This is a genomic window from Dietzia cercidiphylli (assembly GCF_014145145.1).
In the GTDB taxonomy this organism is placed as follows: domain Bacteria; phylum Actinomycetota; class Actinomycetes; order Mycobacteriales; family Mycobacteriaceae; genus Dietzia; species Dietzia natronolimnaea.
In genome coordinates this window covers 1-18,496 of sequence record NZ_JAALEA010000131.1, presented here as the reverse complement: position 1 = coordinate 18,496, position 18,496 = coordinate 1, and the positions used below count along the sequence as shown (strand labels likewise).

Below are 18,496 nucleotides of genomic sequence, written 5' to 3'. Positions count from 1 at the left end.
CGGGCGGCGCCAGCAACGCGGCGAGCGGCGAGGCGGCCGCCGCGGCGACCGCACACGTCAGCCCCGGAAGCACCACGAGGACGGTGACGCCACCCGGCCTCCGCAGGCCCGGGTGACGGTGCCACAAGGTCAGCACCGCACACACGACGGCCGCCCCGAGGAGGACGATCAACATCAGGAGCTGGCTGCCGCCGTCCGTCCCGGACTCCGGGAGCCGCAACCCCCTCCCGCCGCCCACCGAGAGCAACTCCGAGCGGGGTGCCGCCACGATCCACAGCAGCAGCGCGACCACGGCCGGACCGACGACTCCCGTCACGGTCCCCACGGCGCGGATCGGCGGCGAGCTGAGCATGGGCCGGACTGTACCAACGCGGGCGCTGTCGACCGTCTGTGGTGTAATCGGACGCGGCTCCGCCATGCTCTTCGGTGCACGCGCTCGCAGAGTCGGGGCGCCTGCACAGACCGGACGACCCGTCAGGAAGTACTCGCCAGTGGCCACCAGCACTCCGATCTCGCCTGCTCGCCGCCGGCGAGGGAAGATGGCCTACCGGCACGACATCGACGGGCTCCGCGGGCTGGCCATCGCACTGGTCGTGGTGTTCCACATCTGGATGGGCCGCGTCTCCGGCGGCGTCGATGTGTTCCTCACCCTCTCCGGATTCTTCTTCCTGGGATCGCTCCTACGCGGCGCCTCGGACGGGCGCACCGCCCTCAACCCGATCCCCCATCTCACGCGACTGGTCCGTCGGCTGTACCCGGCGTTGGTGGTCACGGTGGCCGCGACCGTCGTGGGGACGATCCTCATCAAGCCCCCTACCCAGTGGTCGGCGATCTTCGAACAGACCCTCGCCTCACTGCTGTACTACCAGAACTGGGAACTCGCGCTCACCTCCCAGGACTACGCGGCGGCCGACGCCACCATCTCGCCGCTGCAGCACCTGTGGTCCATGTCGGTGCAGGGCCAGTTCTATCTCGTCGCCCTCGGCGTCGTCCTGGGCCTGACCGCGATGTGGCGGCTCATCGGGCGGGGCGGCTCGCCCAAGTGGATGCTCCTCGGAGTGGTGGCCGTGGGCACCGCGGCCTCGGTGTGGTGGTCCGCCTACGGGCAGGCCGTCAACCAGCCCTGGAACTACTACGACACCGGCGCCCGGATGTGGGAGCTCCTCGTCGGTGGTCTCGTGGCGATCCTGCTGGCGGGGATCGTGCTGCCGTGGCCGTTGCGCATGCTCAGCACCGTCGCCGGGCTGGCGCTCATCGTGAGCTGCGGCTTCGTGATCGACGGCGCCGCCTACTTCCCCGGCCCCCTGGCCTGGTACCCGATCGGCGGGGCCCTGCTGATCATCCTCGGCGGCAACCTCCCCGAGGGCGAGCGCGCGACACCGCGGAGGGACCCGGTCACCTGGCTGCTGTCCGCGCGGGTGTTCCGACGCCTGGGCGACATCTCGTACTCCCTGTACCTGTGGCACTGGCCGCTCCTCATCCTCTGGCTCTCCTACGACCGGCAGGCCGAGATCACGCTGGTGTCGGGGCTGGCGATCGTCGCGGTCTCCGTGGTGCTCGCCCTGTTGACCGAGAAGTACGTCGAGCGACCGCTGCGGATGGCCAGCCGGGCACGCGGGCGGTCCACCCCCGCCGCCCAGAAGCGTGACTCGCTCCGCAAGGGGTCCGGACGCAACGCGCGCGATCAGCGCCGCTTCGTCCAGGCCACCGCCCTCGTCGTGGTGGCCGCGGTGGCCAGCCTCGGGACGGTCGGATGGTGGACCGCCACGTCCGCCTCCCGCTCGGCCGTGCCCTATGTCGACTCACTGACCGACCCGGACCACCCCGGGGCCCGCGCCTTCTTCGACGGCATCCCGGTCCCCGAGGACGCCGACTACGTCCCCTCACTGCTGCAGGTGGGCAACGACCTGCCCGTGAGCACCCTGGACGGCTGCATCTCGAACTTCGAGTCGGCCGAGGTGCAGATGTGCGTGTACGGCGACGTCACCGCGCCGCGCACCATCGCCTTGGTGGGTGGCTCCCACGCCGAGCACTGGATCAGCGGCCTCGACGAGGTCGGCCGACACTACGGCTTCCGGGTGGTCACGGTGCTCAAGATGGGGTGCCCGCTGACCCTGGACGCCTCGGTGTCCGACAGCGACGAGTTGCTGTACGAGAGCTGCGCCGAGTGGACGCCCGCCGCCCTGGCCGCCCTCGTGGGCCTGGCACCCGACTTCGTGTTCACCACCGCCACCCGGCCGGTGGGGGTCGTGGGCCCGGACGTCACCCCGCGCCAGTACGTGGACCTATGGCGTGCACTCGACCAGCAGGGCATCGGCGTGATCGCCGTCCGGGACACCCCGTGGCTCAACCAGGGCCGCGGCCCGATCCGGGCCGGGGACTGTCTGGGAGACGGCGGCACCCCCGAGGAGTGCGGGATGCCCCGGGAGCGGTCCATCGCGCCGATCAACCCGGCCGGGCTCGCCGGGGCCGGGATCGACTCGGTCCGACTGATCGACCTCACCGACGGCCTGTGCGACCCGGCGAACTGCCCGGTCGTGGTGGGCAACGTGATCGTCTACCACGATTCCCACCACCTCTCCGGGTCGTGGGTCCGGTCCGCGTCGGGCGAACTGGCCAGGCAGATGGGGCCCGCGACCGGCTGGTGGTGACCGCCGGGGGCCCGGCACAGCGGCTCCCGCCCCGAAACGCACTACTGTTGGGCTTTGTGACCAACGACGACGCGCAGCAGTCCGCCCCAGAGCTCATCCGTGCCTGGCCTGGTACCGCCTTCCCCCTCGGTGCCACGTATGACGGAACCGGCACCAACTTCGCGCTGTTCTCCGAGGTGGCCGAGCGCGTCGACCTGTGCCTGATCGACCGCGACGGCGGGGAGCAGTGCGTCGAGCTCACCGAGGTCGACGGTCATATCTGGCACTGCTATCTGTTCGGGGTGACCCCGGGGCAGCGCTACGGCTTCCGGGTGCACGGGCCGTACGAGCCCGAGAACGGTCTGCGCTGCGACCCCTCCAAGCTGTTGCTCGACCCGTACGGCAAGGCCTTCGACGGGGAGTTCGACGGCCACCCGAGCCTGCACAGCTACGACCTGGACGACCCGGGTCGACGGAACACCGAGAACTCCCTCGGTCACACCATGACCACCGTCGTGATCAACCCCTACTTCGACTGGGGCAACGACCGCGCGCCCCGGCACGAGTACCACAACACCGTGATCTACGAGGCCCACGTCAAGGGCATGACCGCCACGCACCCCGACATCCCGGCGGAGATGCGCGGCACCTACGCCGGCATGACCCACCCGGCGATCATCGACTACCTGACCGACCTCGGCGTCACCGCGATCGAGTTGATGCCGGTGCACCAGTTCATGCAGGACCAGCGGTTGATCGACATGGGGCTGCGGAACTACTGGGGGTACAACAGCTTCGGCTTCCTGGCCCCGCACAACGAGTACGCGTTCGCGGAGAAGCCCGGTGACGCGGTGAGCGAGTTCAAGGCGATGGTCAAGGCGTTCCACGACGCCAACATCGAGGTGATCCTGGACGTGGTCTACAACCACACCGCGGAGGGTAACCACATGGGACCCACCATCGCGTTCCGCGGGATCGACAACCAGGCGTACTACCGTCTGGTCGAGGGCGACGAACAGCACTACATGGACTACACGGGCACCGGGAACACGCTCAACGTCCGGCACCCCCACTCCCTGCAGCTCATCATGGACTCGCTGCGGTACTGGGTCCTCGACATGCACGTCGACGGGTTCCGGTTCGATCTCGCCTCCGCCCTGGCCAGGGGGCTGCACGACGTCGACCGGTTGTCCTCGTTCTTCGATCTGGTCCAGCAGGACCCGGTGGTCAGCCAGGTCAAGCTGATCGCCGAGCCGTGGGACGTCGGCGAGGGCGGCTACCAGGTGGGCAACTTCCCGCCGCTGTGGACGGAGTGGAACGGGCAGTTCCGCGACACCGTCCGCGACTTCTGGCGGGGAGAGCCCGCCACTCTCGGCGAGTTCGCCTCCCGCCTGACCGGCTCCTCGGACCTGTACGAGAACACCGGACGTCGCCCCACCGCCTCGATCAACTTCGTCACCGCCCACGACGGCTTGACCCTCAACGACCTGGTCAGCTACAACGAGAAGCACAACGAGGCCAACGGCGAGGACGGCAACGACGGCGAGAGCCACAACCGCTCCTGGAACTGCGGGGTCGAGGGACCCACCGACGACCCCGAGGTGCTGCGTCTGCGCCACCGGCAGCGGCGCAACATGCTGACCACCCTCATCCTGTCGCAGGGCACGCCGATGATCGCCCACGGTGACGAGATCGCCCGCACGCAGGGCGGGAACAACAACGTGTACTGCCAGGACAACGAGATCGCGTGGATGAGCTGGGACCTCGACGAGGAGAAGGAAGACCTCCTCGAGTTCACCCGCACCCTGGTCCGACTGCGGAAGGACCATCCGGTGTTCCGCCGGCGCAGGTTCTTCGGCACCGTTCTCCGCGACGACGAGGACCCACAGGACATCGCCTGGTTCAGCCCGGACGGGTCCGAGATGACCCACAAGGACTGGGACTCCGGCTTCGGCAAGTCCCTGGCCGTCTATCTCAACGGTGAGGGCATCCACGAACCCGACGAGCGTGGCCAGCGGATCGTCGACGACTCGTTCCTCCTGCTGTTCAACGCCCACCACGAGCCCATCGAGTTCTCGTTGTTGGGGTCCGAGTACGCCGAGAGCTGGGAGGTCGTCCTGGACACCGCGGTCCACCTCGAGGAGCGCACCGGTGAGCTGGGGTCGGACGACACGATCACGGTGGCCGATCGCGGCACGATCGTGCTGCGCAAGGTCACCTGATCGTGGCCGCCGCGGATCTGACCGGGACCGGGCCGCTGCGCAGGGGTACGGCCCTGGCGAGCACCTACCGCATCCAACTGCGGACGCCCGCGTCCGACCCGGACGGCCGCGGGTTCGTCCTGGCCGACGTCGAGGCCCTGGTCCCCTACCTCGCCGACCTCGGCGTGGGATCGGTGTACCTGTCGCCGATCCTCGAGGCCACCCCCGGATCGACCCACGGGTACGACGTGGTGGACCCGACCACGGTCGCAGCGGAGCTCGGCGGGATCAGCGCACTGCGGTCGCTGCGGGCGGCCTGCCGGGAGCACGACCTGGGCCTGGTGGTGGACATCGTCCCCAACCACCTGGGCGTGGACCGTCCGGCGGCGAACCGCTGGTGGTGGGACGCGTTGCGCCGGGGCCCGGAGTCGCCGTATTTCACGTACTTCGACTTCGACACCGAGCCCGCCAACGGGGCGGACGGCCGGATAGCGATCCCGGTGTTGGGTTCACCGGAGGACGTCGACCAGCTCGTCGTCGTCACCCCCACCGACACCGCCACAGACACCGACACCTCCGACACGGACGCTGCGGAGGCCGAGCTGCACTTCTACGACCATCGCTTCCCGGTGGCCCCCGGCACCGGGGGCGGGACCGCGCAACAGGTGCACGACCGCCAGCACTACCGGTTGGTCCACTGGCGGGAGCCGCTCCTGGGCTACCGGCGGTTCTTCACCGTGACCGGGCTGGCCGGGCTGCGCCAGGAGGACCCGGCGGTCTTCGACGCCACCCACGCCGAGGTGGCCCGCTGGTGCGAGGAGGATCTGGTCGACGGCATCCGGGTCGACCACCCCGACGGTCTCGCCGATCCCGTGGGCTACACCCGGCGGCTCCGCGGGCTGGCCGGCGAGGACCGGTGGCTGCTGGTGGAGAAGATCCTCGCGCCCGCCGAGGTGCTCGAACCCGCCATGCCCGTCGACGGGACCACGGGATACGACGCCCTCCGGCTGATCGACCAGATGCTGGTGGACCGGGGCGGACAAGCGCGGTTGACCGAGCTGGCCTCCCGGTACTGCGGCGGCCCCGGCGACGAGGAGCAGGTCCACGATCAGTCCGCCCGTCTCAAGCGGCAGATCGTCCTGGAGGACCTCGCCCCCGAACTGGGCCGCCTGACCCGCGCAGTGCGGCGTGAGGCCGCCCTCGGCAGGGAGCCGAGTGTCGTGACGGGTGGTGACGACGAGGAGGCCCTCCTCCGCGAGGCGTTGGTCTCGGTGATCGAGCGCACGCCCGCCTATCGCGCCGACTATCCCGTCCTCCGCGGGACCCTGCCCGCGATACTGGACGATCTGCACCGCGACCGCCCCGAACTGGCTCCCGTGCTGGGTCTCGTGGCCGGGGCTCTGGCCCGTGGTGCCGAGGCCTCGAGCCGGTTGGCGCAGGTGACCGGTGCGGCCACCGCCAAGGCCGAGGAGGACCGCCTGTTCTACCGGCTCGGCCGGCTGGTCTCGCTCAACGAGGTCGGCGGTTCACCGGGGCGGATGGGCATGCAGGTGGAGGCCTTCCACCTCGCGATGGCCGAACGCGCGCTCGCCTCCCCCCTGGCCATGACGGCGCTCAGCACCCACGACACCAAGCGGGGCGAGGACGTGCGCGCCCGGATCTCGGTCCTCTCCCAGCTGTCCGACGAGTGGGCGGATCTGGTCTCCGAGGTGTTCCGGACGTTCCCCCCGCCCGCCGAGGACGCGGGCTACTTCCTGCTCCAGGTGATCGTGGGGGTGTGGCCGGAGCGCGACGATCCCGCCGACGACCTGCGGTCCCGGCTGCACGACTACGCCGACAAGGCCCTACGTGAGGCCGCCGTGCACACCACCTGGACCGATCAGGACGCGGACTTCGAGTCCGCCGCCCACCGGTGGATCGACACCCTGCTCGACTCGGGCGGCGCGTTGCTCACCCCGTTCGTCGACCGCATCGCCCCCGCCGGGCGTGACAACTCGTTGATCGCCAAGGCGACACAACTGCTGTCCCCCGGGGTCCCCGACGTCTACCAGGGCACGGAGGTGTGGGAGGACTCGCTGGTCGACCCGGACAACCGCCGGTTCGTGGACTACGAGCCCCTGCGGTCCGGCGCGGTGGCCCGCGGCGGGCACCCCAAGTTCGCGCTGGTCCGTGAGGCACTGCGGATCCGGCGTGCGCATCCGGCGGCGATGGCGGCCGGCGCGCACGTCCCGCTTCCGGTGCGGGGGCCCGCCGCCGCCGACGTGGTGGCGTTCACCAGGTTCGTCGACGGGCGTGCGACGGTCGGCATGATCGCCAGGCGGCGCACCGCGGTGGTCGGGGCCGGCGAGTTCGGCGGAACCGAGGTCCTGCTCCCGGAGGGCACCTGGGTGGTTCGCCCGGACGGCTCGTCGATCTCCGGCCGGGTGGACGTCGGTGACCTGCTGGCCGTGTCGCCGGTCGTGCTGATCGTCCGCTCGGACGACTGACCGGCCCTACCCGCGGCCCTGGAGGCGGTCGGTCTCGCGTCGCTCTCGCTTGGTCGGCCGCCCCGCTCCCCTCTCCCTCCGGGGCTGTGAGGCCAGCACCTCCCTGGGAGGGGGCGGTGGCGAGTGATCGATGTAGCAGGTCACGGCCACGGGGGCGCCCACCCGTTTGTTGACCGTCCGGACCACCTCGAGGACGCGGATCCGACCGAGCGTGCCCGTCACCTGGACGCGATCTCCGGGCACGACGGCCTTCGACGGTGGCACCGCCTCCCCGTTGACCTTGACGTGCCCGCCGCGGCAGGCGGCCGCCGCCTTGGTCCGCGACGGGAACAGCCGCACCGACCACGTCCACGCGTCCACCCGCACTGCCATAGGGCGAGGATAGCGAGACCGGTCGTCGCTAACCGGTCGGGACACCGTCACGGGGTGTCCGCGCGGCGGCCAGCCGGGTCTCGAGCTCCCGCGCCGCCCGGAGCAGTCCGTCGGGGCCGAGGACGCGGAACCCGGCGTCGAAACGCACGACCGCGGCGATCACGCCGGCCCAGGACCACGACCCGAGCGTCACCCGGGTGGAGTGCGCCGACAGCGCCTCGACCTCGCCGTCGTGCACCCAGCGGGCCACGTCAATCACGGGGAGGTCGATCACGACCTCCCCGACGCACGGCCACGCGTCGTCGTGGGCGGACCCCTTCGACCGGCTCGCGAGGAATCCCGTCGCGGTGCCGGTCGGGATCCCCCTGGCCTCGAAGGCGGGCCCGGTGGGTAGTCGTGGGGTCATGCGATCCACCCGGAACGTCCGCCAGTCGTCCCTGTCCAGGTCCCACGCGACCAGGTACCAGCGTCCGTTCCGCGCCACCACCCCGTGCGGTTGTGTCCGCCGGGACGGTGAATCGGGGTCGCGGTAGCCGAAGCGCAGGGTCATCCTCCTCCGCACCGCCTCGCTGACGGCCTCCACGACGGCGGGGGTGACGCCGGTGGAGTCGACTCCGGTGGGGTGGGCTGAGTTGTCGAACCGGATCCCGTCGATCCGGTGCCGCAGTCGTGAGGGCATCACCTGTCGTACCGTCGCCAGCGCGCGGTGGTCTTATTCTCCCGGAAAAGAGGACACCCTGTGTCCTCGAGCCCCGACACGATGGAGCCGAGCGGCAGATCGCCGCGGATCCGGTCCCACCCGAGGGAGTCACCATGTCAGTCACCACCACCACACATCTCAACCTGCCCGGCACCGCACGGGAGGCGCTCGCGCACTACCAGCGCGCCTTCGGCGGCGAGGTGCACATCACGACCTATGGCGAGGTCGGGATGCCCCAGGACGCCCCGGACGCCGGGAAGGTGGTCTTCGGCCGCGTCACCGCGGACTGCGGCTTCAGCGTCATGGCGTACGTCATCCCCGGACGCGACGAGCCCTTCGGTGGTCTCACGACCCGCCAGAACGGCATGACGGTGACCGATCAGCCGTTCTTCGACTCCGTCAGCGTCAGCTCCCTCGGTGAGGCGGAGGGGTACTGGAGCGCACTCGCCGAGGGTGCGACGGTCATCGAGCCCCTCGCGGCGTCCGCGTGGAGCGCCGGCTTCGGGATGCTGACGGACCGGTTCGGCGTCACCTGGAGCGTGGACGTGGCCGGGAACCCGGCGGACTGATCCCACCGCGGTCACCCGGTTGCACGAAGGATCCGGCCGGGGCTCGGGACGGGCCCCGGCCGGGGGCCGCGTGCCCCCCGTGCGAGACTGACATCACAGTCCCGCACGACCTCCTGGAGGGCCCATGACCGACGCCGCCGCCACGCTCGAGCGGATCCTCGACGACCGCTACAGCTGCCGAGGATTCACGTCCGACCCCGTTCCCGAGGAGACGATCGACCGGATCCTGCAGATGGCCCAGCGCACGGCGTCCTGGTGCAACTCTCAGGCCTGGCAGGTCGACCTGGTGACCGGGCAGGCGACCGCCGAGTTCGGCAAGCACCTCACGGAGTACGTGTTGGCCAACGGGATGCGCTCGGACCTGCCGGCACCCGAGCGCTACGAGGGCGTGTACGGCGAACGGCGGCGGGCCAGCGGGTACGGCCTCTACACCGCGCTGGGCATCGAGCGCTCGGACAAGGAGGCACGGCTCACGCAGATGCTGGAGAACTACCGGTTCTTCGGCGCCCCGCACGTCGCGGTGATCACCTCGGACGCGGGCCTGGGCACCTACGGCGCGGTGGACTGCGGTGGCTATGTGGCGACGTTCCTCGCGGCGGCGTCCTCGCTGGGCGTGGCCACCTGCGCCCAGGCCGCGCTCGCGCTCTACTCGGACGGGGTCCGCGAGCACCTCGGGATCGGTGAGGACCGGCTGATCGTGTGCGGGATCGCCTTCGGCTACGCCGACCCCGAGCACCCCGCCAACACCTTCCGGGCCGATCGGGCGGATCTCACCGACGTGGTCCGCCGCCACGGCTGACCGGGGACGCCCACGGTCGATCCGGATCCGTCAGTACAGTTCGCGATTCTTGGGCTTGCCCGAGATGGCCTGGCGCACCTGGTTGCCTTTGTAGATCGCCACGATCCCGGCGAGGATCGCCACCACGGTGAAGAACGAGCTGGCGAACAACGCGATCGGCAGCGCCACCACGGTCACGCCCAGCGCGATCGCCGTGGTGCGCGCATCCTTGCGCACCTGCTGCTTCTGGACCTCGATCGAGTTCGGTTGGTAGGGCTGCATGCTCATACCGTCAGGATTCCATATCTCGGCACCGCACCGCGTTCTCGGTGGTCGCCACCCCTGCGGGTTGCCACTCGACCCCACCGGAGGTCCGGGTCGCCAGGATCGGCCCCAGCACCTCGAGCTCCCCGGCGACGGTCAACACCACCCGCCGGCCGTGGTCCACGCCGAGCACCCGCGCACCCGCCCCGCGGACTGCTCCCTCGAGGCCTCCCGCCACCGAGTGGTCGACCTCGGCACGCCACGCCGGCGTCCGCGTGACCTCCACGACCCGACCCGTCCGCCACGCCCGGTCGAGGGCGGCCGACACCGCGGAACCGTACGCCCGGACCAGACCGCCCGTGCCCAACCGGGTGCCGCCGAACCACCGCACGACCACCGCGCTCACCCCGGTGAGCCCACTGCCGCGCAGGACCTCCAGCATGGGGGTGCCGGCGGTTCCGGAGGGTTCGCCGTCGTCGTTCGAGCGCTCGATCCGGCTCGACCCCGGCACGTCCACCAGGAAGGCGCTGCAGTGGTGGCGCGCGGCCGGATGGGCACGGCGGAGGTCGGCGATCAGGTCGCGGGCGGCCTCCTCGTCGTCGCACCTCCTCACCACGGCGAGGAACCTCGAGCGCTTCTCCTCGTACTCGCCGGTGACGTCCGGGCCGGCGGCCAGCCTGAGCACACGTGTCCCGGGGTCGGTCATGGGACCAGTATCGCCGCCCCGCCCCCGGTGGTTTTCCCTACCCTGGGGGTGTGACCTTCCCGAGCAGTGACACGTTCTCCGTCTGGGCGCCGACAGCCGAGGCCGTCGGCCTGGTCCTGGACTCCGCCGACGCCGATCCGATCGCCATGCACCGCACCGCCGACGGCTGGTGGGCCTCGACCGTCGTCCGCGAGCAGGGCAGGGACTACGGGTTCGTGGTGACGGGCGACGACGGCGAGGTGAGCGACGCGCGTCCCGACCCGCGGTCGGCGCGTCAGCCCGACGGCGTGCACGGGCTCTCGCGGGTGCACCGGGTGGACGCGACGCGCTGGACCGACTCGGCCTGGACGGGTCGGCAACTGGCCGGGTCACTCCTGTATGAGATGCACGTGGGAACCTTCTCCCCCGGTGGCACCCTGACCAGCGCGATCGAGTACCTCGACGACCTGGTGGAGCTGGGCGTGGACATGGTCGAGGTGATGCCCGTCAACGCGTTCAACGGCGAGTACGGCTGGGGTTACGACGGGGTGGCGTGGTTCGCCGTGCACGAGCCGTACGGAGGACCGGACGCGTTCCAGCAGTTCGTGGACGCCTGCCACGCCCGCGGACTGGGAGTGTGTCTTGACGTGGTCTACAACCACCTCGGGCCGTCGGGGAACTACCTGCCCGAGTTCGGCCCGTACCTGTCCGCCGCCGACGGGCCGTGGGGATCGGGGCTCAACCTCGACGGCCGCCACTCGGGCGAGGTGCGCCGGTACATCATCGACAACGCCCTGCGCTGGTTCGACGAGTTCCACGTGGACGCCCTGCGCCTGGACGCGGTCCACGCCCTGCACGACGCCTCGGCCGTGCACCTGCTCGAGCAGCTGGCGGTGGAGGTCGAGTCCCTCTCCGCCCACCTCGGGCTACCGTTGTCGCTGATCGCGGAGTCGGACCAGAACGACCCCCGGTTGGTCACCGCGAGAGAGGGCGGCGGACTGGGCCTCACCGGACAGTGGGACGACGACGTGCACCACGCGGTCCACGCCGCGGTCTCCGGTGAACGCCAGGGCTACTACTCGGACTTCGGGTCACTCGAGTCACTCCGGCAGGTCCTCACCGGGGCGTTCCTCCACGCCGGGACGTGGTCGGCGTTCCGGGGGCGGGTCCACGGCCGCCCGCTGGATGTCGGACGGGTCCCGGGCAGCCGGTTCGTGGCGTACACGCTCACCCACGACCAGGTGGGCAACCGCGCCGCGGGTGACCGGCCCTCCGTGAACCTCTCACCCGCGCAGCAGCTGGCCAAGGCCGCGATCGTCCTGTGCTCCCCCTTCACGCCGATGCTGTTCCAGGGCGAGGAATGGGGCGCGCGTACCCCGTTCTGCTTCTTCACCTCGCACCCCGAGCCCGAGCTCGCCGACGCCGTGCGCCGGGGCCGGACCCGCGAGTTCGCCGAGATGGGATGGGACCCGGCCACGGTGGCCGACCCCCAGGACCCGGAGACGTTCCGGCGGTCGGTGCTGGACCGGTCCGAGCAGACCCGGGACCAGCACGCCGAGATCCTCCGGGGGTACCGCGCACTCATCGCCCTCCGGCGGGCCGAGCCCGAGCTGACCGATCCGTGGCTCGGGTCGGTCCGCGTGCGGTGCGGGGTCGAGGCCGACGACGGCCGCTGGCTGATCGTCCACCGCGGATCGCTCGCCCTGGTGGTGAACCTGGGAACCGAGCCGAGCAGGGTCCCGGTGGCCGGCGAGGCGGTGCTGGCCTCGGGGGCGGTGGTCGACGAGGACTCGGTCTTCTGTCAGGCGTTCGGGTTCGCGGTGGTGCGCACCCGCCCGGACACCGGGTAGACGGGCCTCAGGTCAGGTACTCGTACGCCGCGGTGCCGGGCTCGAGCCGCTCACAGTCGATCCGGGAGGCCTCCATCCGCTCGAGCAGGGAGTGCAGGCCCGTGGCGGAGCCGAGTTCGATACCCACGAGGGCGGCCCCGTACTCGCGGTTGTTGCGCTTGAGGTACTCGAACTGCGTGATGTCGTCCTCCGGACCCAGCACCTCGTCGAGGAATCGACGCAGTTGGCCGGGCTCCTGGGGGAACTTGACCAGGAAGTAGTGCTTCAGCCCCTGGTGCACCAACGAGCGTTCGATGATCTCGCTGTACCGCGAGACGTCGTTGTTACCGCCCGAGATGATGCAGACGACCGTCGCGCCCTCGTCGATCTCGAGCTGCTCGAGTGCGGTGACCGCCAGCGCGCCGGCGGGCTCGGAGATGATCCCCTCGTTCTGGTACAGCTCCAGCATCGCCGTACACACCGCACCCTCGTCCACGGTGAGGACCTGGATCCGCTCGGTCATCGACGAGATCACCCCGAACGGGAAATCCCCGAGCCGTGCCACCGACGCACCGTCGACGAAGGTGTCCACGGTGTCGAGGGTGACGGGCTCGCCCGCCTCGAGAGCCCGGGTCAGAGAGGGCGCTCCCGCGGGTTCCACCGCGATGATCTTGCAGTCGGGCGCGTACTCCGCCAGGTAGGTGGCGAGCCCGCCCACCAGACCGCCGCCGCCGACCGGCACCACCACCGCATCGGGGACCCGGTCGAGCTGCGCCAGGATCTCCGCCGCGATGGTTCCCTGACCGGCCATGGTGTCCGGGTGGTCGAACGGCGGGACCATCGTGGCACCGGTCCGCTCGGCGTCCGCGCGGGCGGCGGTCTGGGCCGCGTCGAAGTTGACGCCGGTGACCACCAGCTCCACCCAGTTGCGTCCGTGGGCGAGGATGCGGTCCCGCTTCTGCTTGGGGGTGTTGGTGGGGACGTAGATGCGGCCGTTGATCCCGAGGCTGCGGCAGGCGAAGGCGACGCCCTGGGCGTGGTTGCCCGCACTCGCCGTCACCACGCCCGCGCTGCGCTCGTCGCCGGTCAGCTGCGACATCAGGTTGTAGGCGCCACGGATCTTGTACGACCGGACGGCCTGCTGGTCCTCGCGCTTGAGCAGGATGGTCGCGCCGGTCTGCTCGCTCAACCGCTCGCTCTGGTGCAGTTCGCTCGCGAGGATCACGTCGCCGATGCGGCGGGCGGCGATGTCGATGTCGTCTGGGGTCACTACCTGGGTCGCGGCGGAGTCGGTGACGGTCACGACGACCAGTGTCCCACCGTGCGGTCCGTCACCGCCAACTGGTCATCCGGTGAGACAACCCGGCCCGAGCAGCGCCTTGAGATCCCCCATGAGCGAGGAGGACGTCTCCACCCGCAGATGGTCGTCCAGTCGCAACACCGTCGAGGAGTTCCCGTTGACCAGCCGCAGGTGGACGTCGGAGGGTCCGGGGTGTCGGCCGAGCACCTGTTTGAGGGCGGTGACGGTCTCGATGGTGCACATCCGGGTGGGCAGGGTCAGCGCCAGCGGGGCGCCGTTGCCGCCCACGACCAGGTCCGGCACCTCGAGGGTGTCGCCGAACACCGACACCCGGTCCTCGCGGATGTTGATGCGCGCCTTGACCAGGACGACCGCGTCCTCGGCGATGTCCAGCGCCGCGAGCCGGTACGTCTTGGGGAAGAAGAGCACCTCGACGCTCCCGTTGAAGTCCTCGATGGTCACGATCGCCCACGGTTCGCCGTTCTTGTTGACCCGCCGGTCCACACCGGAGATGATCCCGCCGATGGTCACCGCGGTGCCGTGCGCGAGCTCGCCCTCGTGGATGGTGGCGATCGACGTGTCGGTCTTGGCGGCGAGCGCGGACTCCAACCCGTCGAGCGGGTGGCCCGAGACGTACAGACCGAGCATCTCCCGCTCGAGCGCCAGCTTCTGCTTGATCTCCCATTCCTCGTCGGGCACGCGGACCGCGAAGACGTCGCTGAAGGCGGAGGCGCCTCCCGTCTCGTCCGTGTCCGCCCCGCCGAAGAGGTCGAACTGGCCCACCGCCTCGGCCTTCTTGGTGGACATCACCGACTCGACGGCGTCGGCGTGGACCAGGAACAGTCCCTTGCGGGGGTGCCCCAGGGAGTCGAACGCGCCGGCCTTGATCAGCGATTCCGTGACCTTCTTGGTGCACGCGGTCTGGTCGATCTTGGCCAGGTAGTCGGAGAAGTCGGTGAACGCCCCCTTCTCCGTACGGGCGGCCACGACGGAGTCCACGACGTGCGAACCGACGTTGCGGACCGCACCCATACCGAACCGGATGTCCGTGCCCACCGAGGCGAAGTTGGTGAGCGACTCGTTGACGGACGGCGGCAGGACCCGGATCCCCATCTGCCGGCAGTTGGACAGGTACAGCGCGGCCTTGTCCTTGTCGTCACCCACGGAGGTGAGCAGGGCGGCCATGTACTCCGCCGGATAGTTGGCCTTGAGGTAGCCGGTCCAGAAGGACACCAGCCCGTAGCCGGCCGCATGGGACTTGTTGAACGCGTACGAGGCGAAGGGCTCGATGGTCCCCCACAGGGCGTCCACGGCCTCCTTGGAGAAACCGCGTTCGAACATTCCGCCCGAGAACTTCTCGTACTCGGCGGCCAGGACCTCGGCCTTCTTCTTGCCCATGGCCTTGCGGAAGCCGTCGGCCTCACCGGCGGTGTATCCCGCGAGCTCGCGGGAGATGGCCATGATCTGCTCCTGGTACACGATCAGACCGTGGGTCTCGCCGAGGATCACCCGGAGCGGCTCCTCCAGCTCCGGGTGGATCGGCACCAGCTCCTGCTTGCCGTTCTTGCGGTCGGCGTAGTTCCAGTGCGTCCCCATCCCCATGGGGCCGGGCCGGTACAGCGCGAGGGCGGCCACGATGTCGTTGAAGCCGGTCGGCTTCATGCGCTTGAGCAGCTCACGCATGCCACCGGAGTCCAGCTGGAACACGCCGAGGGTGTCGCCGCTGGCCAGCAGGTCGTAGGTCGCCTGGTCATCGGTGCTGAGCGTGTCGAGGTCGATCTCCTCGCCACGGTTGGACTTGATGTTCTCCAGGCAGTCGCCGATCACCGTGAGGTTGCGCAGGCCCAGGAAGTCCATCTTGAGCAGGCCGATGTCCTCACACGAGGGGTAGTCCCACCCGGTGATCAGGGCCCCGTCCTGCGCTCGCTTCCACATGGGGATCACGTCGAGCAGCGGCTCGGAGGACATGATCACCGCGCACGCGTGGACACCCGCCTGGCGGACCATTCCCTCCAGTCCGCGGGCCGTGTCGTAGATCCGCTTGACGTCGGGGTCGGTCTCGATGAGCTGGCGGACCTCCGAGGCCTCGCCGTACCGCTCGTGCTTGGGGTCGGTGATGCCCGACAGGGGGATGTCCTTGGCCATGACCGCCGGCGGCAGGGCCTTGGTGATCCGGTCGGCGATCGCGTACCCGGGCTGGCCGAAGTTCACGCGCGCGGCGTCCTTGATGGCGGCCTTGGTCTTGATGGTGCCGAACGTGATGACCTGGGCGATCTTGTCTGCGCCCCACTTGTCGCTGGCGTAGCGGATCATCTCGCCGCGCCGGCGGTCGTCGAAGTCGATATCGATATCGGGCGCGGACGGGCGCTCCGGGTTGAGGAACCGCTCGAACAGCAGTCCGTGCTCGATCGGGTCGATATTGGTGATCTTGAGCGCGTACGCCACCAGCGCACCCGCCGCGGACCCTCGACCCGGGCCGACCTTGATCCCGATGGAGCGGGCGTACTCGATGAGGTCACCGACCACGAGGAAGTACCCGGGGTACCCCTTGCCCTTGATCACCTCGAGCTCGAACTCCGCGCGGTCCAGGTACTCCTGCGGAACCCCCGCGGGGAAACGCCACTGCAGGCCCTTGTGGACCTCGCGGGCGAGCCAGGAGTCCTCCGTCTCCCCCGCAGGCACGGGGAACTTGGGCATCCGGTCCTTGGGCGCCCAGATCTCGTCGTACGGCTGGACGCGTTCGGCGATCCACAACGTGTTGTCGCATCCACCCGGGACCTCGGTATCCCACTGGGCACGCATCTCGGCCGCGGACTTGAGGAAGTACCCGTCGCCGTCGAACTTGAAGCGGTTCTCGTCGGCGAGGGTCTTGCCCGTCTGCACGCAGAGCATCGCCTCGTGCGCGTGGGACTGCTCGCGGGTGACGTAGTGGCAGTCGTTCGTCACCAGCGGCGGCATGCCCATGTCCCTGCCGAGCTTGAGCAGGTCCTCACGGACCCGCCGCTCGATGTCGATCCCGTGGTCCATGAGCTCCAGGAAGAAGTTGTCCTTCCCGAAGATCGACTGCCACTTCTCGGCCGCCTCGTAGGCCTCCTTGTGGTGGCCCAGGCGCAGTCGGGTCTGGATCTCGCCGGAGGGGCACCCGGAGGTGGCGATGATCCCCTCGGAGTGCTCGGCCAGGATCTCGGCGTCCATCCGGGCCCACTTGCCCAGCTGTCCCTCGTAGGAGGCCAGCGAGGACAGCAGGAACAGGTTGCGCAGGCCGGTCGCGTTCTCGGCGACCATGGTCATGTGGGTGTAGGCACCCGAACCCGCGACGTCGTCACCCTTCTGGTGTTTCTCACCCCACAGCACGCGCTTCTTGTTGAACCTCGACTCGGGTGCGACGTACGCCTCGATGCCGATGATCGGCTTGATCCCGGTCTTGACGGCCTGCTTGTAGAAGTCCGAGGACCCGTACATGTTGCCGTGGTCGGTCATGCCCACCGCGGGCATCCCGAGCCTGGAGGCCTCGGCGAACATCGGGTTGATCTGCGCCATCCCGTCGAGCATCGAGAACTCGGTGTGATTGTGCAGATGCACGAACTGGGATCCGCCCACGCAGCATTCCTCCTACGGCTTGTCCGGCCCAGTGTAGGTCGGTTATCCGACACGACCCGAAACGCCAGCACGCGTCCGGCGGCGTGACCGTCCCGCCAGCGTGAACGCGATCACCGCCACCCAGATCAACGCGAAGCCCGTCCACTGGACGGCGTCCAGTCGCTCCCCGACCACCAGGATCCCCCAGGCCATCTGCAGGACCGGGATGATGTACTGCAGCATCCCGACGGTGGCCAGGGGTATCCGCTGGGCGGCCACGGCGAACAACAGCAACGGCACCACGGTCACCAGGCCCGAGGTGGCGAGCAACGCCGCGTGCCCCGCCCCGTGTCCGGTGAACGTGCCCGCGCCGGTCGCGCCCAGCCACACCAGAACGGCGAGCGCGACCGGCGCGATGAGCAGCACCTCCCCGGTCATCCCCACCACCGGGTCCACCCGGAGCTTCTTCTTGAAGACCCCGTACAGGCCGAAACTCGTCGCCAGGAGCACCGAGAGGTACGGGAAGTGTCCGTACCCCACGGTGAGAACCCCCACCGCGACGACGGCGAGGGCCACCGCGAACACCTGGGGACGGTTCAGCCGTTCGCGGAACACCACGACTCCCAGGAGCACGCTCACCAGGGGGTTGATCGTGTATCCCAGGGCCGCCTCGGTGACCCGCTCGGAGTTGACCGTGTGGACGTACACACCCCAGTTCACGGTGATGAACGCGGCGGCGCCGGCGATCCGCGCCCACGAGAGGCGGTCGAGCGCCCACAGCTCCCGCCACCGTCGCATGACGGTGAGCACCAGCGCCATGATCACCAGCGACCACACGATGCGGTGGCCCACGATCTCGACCGCACCGGCGGGCTCGAGCAGCGGGAAGAACGCGGGGAAGAAGCCCCAGAGCGTGTACGCCAGGACCCCGGCGAGCATCCCGAGCGCCACCGACCGGTCGGCGGGATCCCGCCCGCGGAGCTCCCCTCCCCGCTCGGTCATCCGCACCACCCCGGCACCCGCGCGCTCACGCCGACGGCACGGGGGCGTCGTCGGGGAGGGGGAACGCGGCGTCGACCTGCTGGGGCTGGAGCGGGCGGACG

General features: G+C 70.0%; 13 protein-coding genes and 1 pseudogene. 6 read left to right on the top strand and 8 right to left on the bottom strand.

Going from position 1 to position 18,496, the window contains the following annotated elements; translation table 11 throughout:
- A pseudogene (locus G6028_RS05535) lies at positions 1 to 352 on the bottom strand (hypothetical protein); the annotation flags it as partial.
- Between the two features lie 139 nt (positions 353 to 491).
- Between G6028_RS05535 and G6028_RS05530 the strand changes: the two are divergent.
- The 3 genes from G6028_RS05530 to treY are packed head-to-tail and all read left to right on the top strand — an operon-like array spanning position 492 to position 7,317.
- On the top strand, positions 492 to 2,651 hold the full coding sequence (locus G6028_RS05530) for an acyltransferase family protein (RefSeq protein ID WP_182609853.1): 2,160 nt from the start codon (positions 492 to 494) through the stop codon (positions 2,649 to 2,651).
- Between the two features lie 56 nt (positions 2,652 to 2,707).
- Positions 2,708 to 4,852 carry a glycogen debranching protein GlgX gene (gene glgX, locus G6028_RS05525; protein ID WP_182658278.1) on the top strand — a complete coding sequence of 715 codons (2,145 nt, stop codon included), beginning with the start codon at positions 2,708 to 2,710 and terminating at the stop codon, positions 4,850 to 4,852.
- 2 nt (positions 4,853 to 4,854) lie between these two features.
- Entirely contained in the window at positions 4,855 to 7,317 is a 2,463-nt protein-coding gene (gene treY, locus G6028_RS05520; RefSeq protein ID WP_182658277.1) for a malto-oligosyltrehalose synthase, read from the top strand.
- Positions 7,318 to 7,323: 6 nt separating this feature from the next.
- On the opposite strand, the gene G6028_RS05515 is transcribed toward treY, so the two are convergent.
- Positions 7,324 to 7,689: an RNA-binding S4 domain-containing protein gene (locus tag G6028_RS05515; protein WP_179525090.1), complete on the bottom strand. Its 366-nt coding sequence runs from the start codon at positions 7,687 to 7,689 to the stop codon at positions 7,324 to 7,326.
- A gap of 28 nt (positions 7,690 to 7,717) precedes the next feature.
- Positions 7,718 to 8,368 carry a helix-turn-helix transcriptional regulator gene (locus G6028_RS05510; protein ID WP_182658276.1) on the bottom strand — a complete coding sequence of 217 codons (651 nt, stop codon included), beginning with the start codon at positions 8,366 to 8,368 and terminating at the stop codon, positions 7,718 to 7,720.
- 134 nt (positions 8,369 to 8,502) lie between these two features.
- Between G6028_RS05510 and G6028_RS05505 the strand changes: the two genes are divergently transcribed.
- Positions 8,503 to 8,958 carry a VOC family protein gene (locus G6028_RS05505; protein ID WP_182658275.1) on the top strand — a complete coding sequence of 152 codons (456 nt, stop codon included), beginning with the start codon at positions 8,503 to 8,505 and terminating at the stop codon, positions 8,956 to 8,958.
- Positions 8,959 to 9,082: 124 nt separating this feature from the next.
- The gene (locus tag G6028_RS05500; RefSeq protein ID WP_179525087.1) at positions 9,083 to 9,757 is read left to right on the top strand and encodes a nitroreductase; all 675 of its coding nucleotides are present in this window, start codon (positions 9,083 to 9,085) and stop codon (positions 9,755 to 9,757) included.
- A gap of 30 nt (positions 9,758 to 9,787) precedes the next feature.
- On the opposite strand, the gene G6028_RS05495 is transcribed toward G6028_RS05500, so the two are convergent.
- Together G6028_RS05495 and G6028_RS05490 are read right to left on the bottom strand one after the other, a co-directional pair.
- On the bottom strand, positions 9,788 to 10,024 hold the full coding sequence (locus G6028_RS05495; protein WP_179525086.1) for a hypothetical protein: 237 nt from the start codon (positions 10,022 to 10,024) through the stop codon (positions 9,788 to 9,790).
- A gap of 4 nt (positions 10,025 to 10,028) precedes the next feature.
- Positions 10,029 to 10,706, bottom strand: a complete 678-nt coding sequence (locus tag G6028_RS05490; RefSeq protein ID WP_182658274.1) for an IMPACT family protein — start codon at positions 10,704 to 10,706, stop codon at positions 10,029 to 10,031.
- 50 nt (positions 10,707 to 10,756) lie between these two features.
- On the opposite strand from G6028_RS05490, the gene treZ reads away from it, so the two are divergent.
- Complete coding sequence (treZ, locus tag G6028_RS05485; protein WP_182658273.1) at positions 10,757 to 12,535, top strand: malto-oligosyltrehalose trehalohydrolase; 1,779 nt, start codon at positions 10,757 to 10,759, stop codon at positions 12,533 to 12,535.
- A 7-nt stretch (positions 12,536 to 12,542) separates the two neighbouring features.
- Here the strand turns inward: treZ and ilvA are convergent, their stop codons facing one another.
- Genes ilvA through rarD form a run of 3 tightly spaced genes read right to left on the bottom strand, consistent with a single transcriptional unit; the run spans position 12,543 to position 18,395 of the window.
- Complete coding sequence (gene ilvA / locus G6028_RS05480; RefSeq protein WP_179525083.1) at positions 12,543 to 13,817, bottom strand: threonine ammonia-lyase IlvA; 1,275 nt, start codon at positions 13,815 to 13,817, stop codon at positions 12,543 to 12,545.
- Between the two features lie 42 nt (positions 13,818 to 13,859).
- Positions 13,860 to 17,414, bottom strand: coding sequence for a DNA polymerase III subunit alpha (gene dnaE / locus G6028_RS05475; RefSeq protein WP_182658272.1), 3,555 nt, complete (start codon positions 17,412 to 17,414; stop codon positions 13,860 to 13,862).
- 42 nt (positions 17,415 to 17,456) lie between these two features.
- Complete coding sequence (gene rarD / locus G6028_RS05470) at positions 17,457 to 18,395, bottom strand: EamA family transporter RarD (protein ID WP_182658271.1); 939 nt, start codon at positions 18,393 to 18,395, stop codon at positions 17,457 to 17,459.
- Positions 18,396 to 18,496 lie beyond the last annotated feature (101 nt).

What these genes read in the sequence shown, in the direction of transcription:
- G6028_RS05510 (WP_182658276.1), bottom strand. Translation starts at nt 8,368, where the DNA reads ATGCCCTCACGACTGCGGCACCGGATCGACGGGATCCGGTTCGACAAC.
- G6028_RS05500 (WP_179525087.1), top strand. Translation starts at nt 9,083, where the DNA reads ATGACCGACGCCGCCGCCACGCTCGAGCGGATCCTCGACGACCGCTAC.
- G6028_RS05490 (WP_182658274.1), bottom strand. Translation starts at nt 10,706, where the DNA reads ATGACCGACCCCGGGACACGTGTGCTCAGGCTGGCCGCCGGCCCGGAC.
- rarD (WP_182658271.1), bottom strand. Translation starts at nt 18,395, where the DNA reads ATGACCGAGCGGGGAGGGGAGCTCCGCGGGCGGGATCCCGCCGACCGG.
- G6028_RS05505 (WP_182658275.1), top strand. Translation starts at nt 8,503, where the DNA reads ATGTCAGTCACCACCACCACACATCTCAACCTGCCCGGCACCGCACGG.
- G6028_RS05495 (WP_179525086.1), bottom strand. Translation starts at nt 10,024, where the DNA reads ATGAGCATGCAGCCCTACCAACCGAACTCGATCGAGGTCCAGAAGCAG.
- G6028_RS05515 (WP_179525090.1), bottom strand. Translation starts at nt 7,689, where the DNA reads ATGGCAGTGCGGGTGGACGCGTGGACGTGGTCGGTGCGGCTGTTCCCG.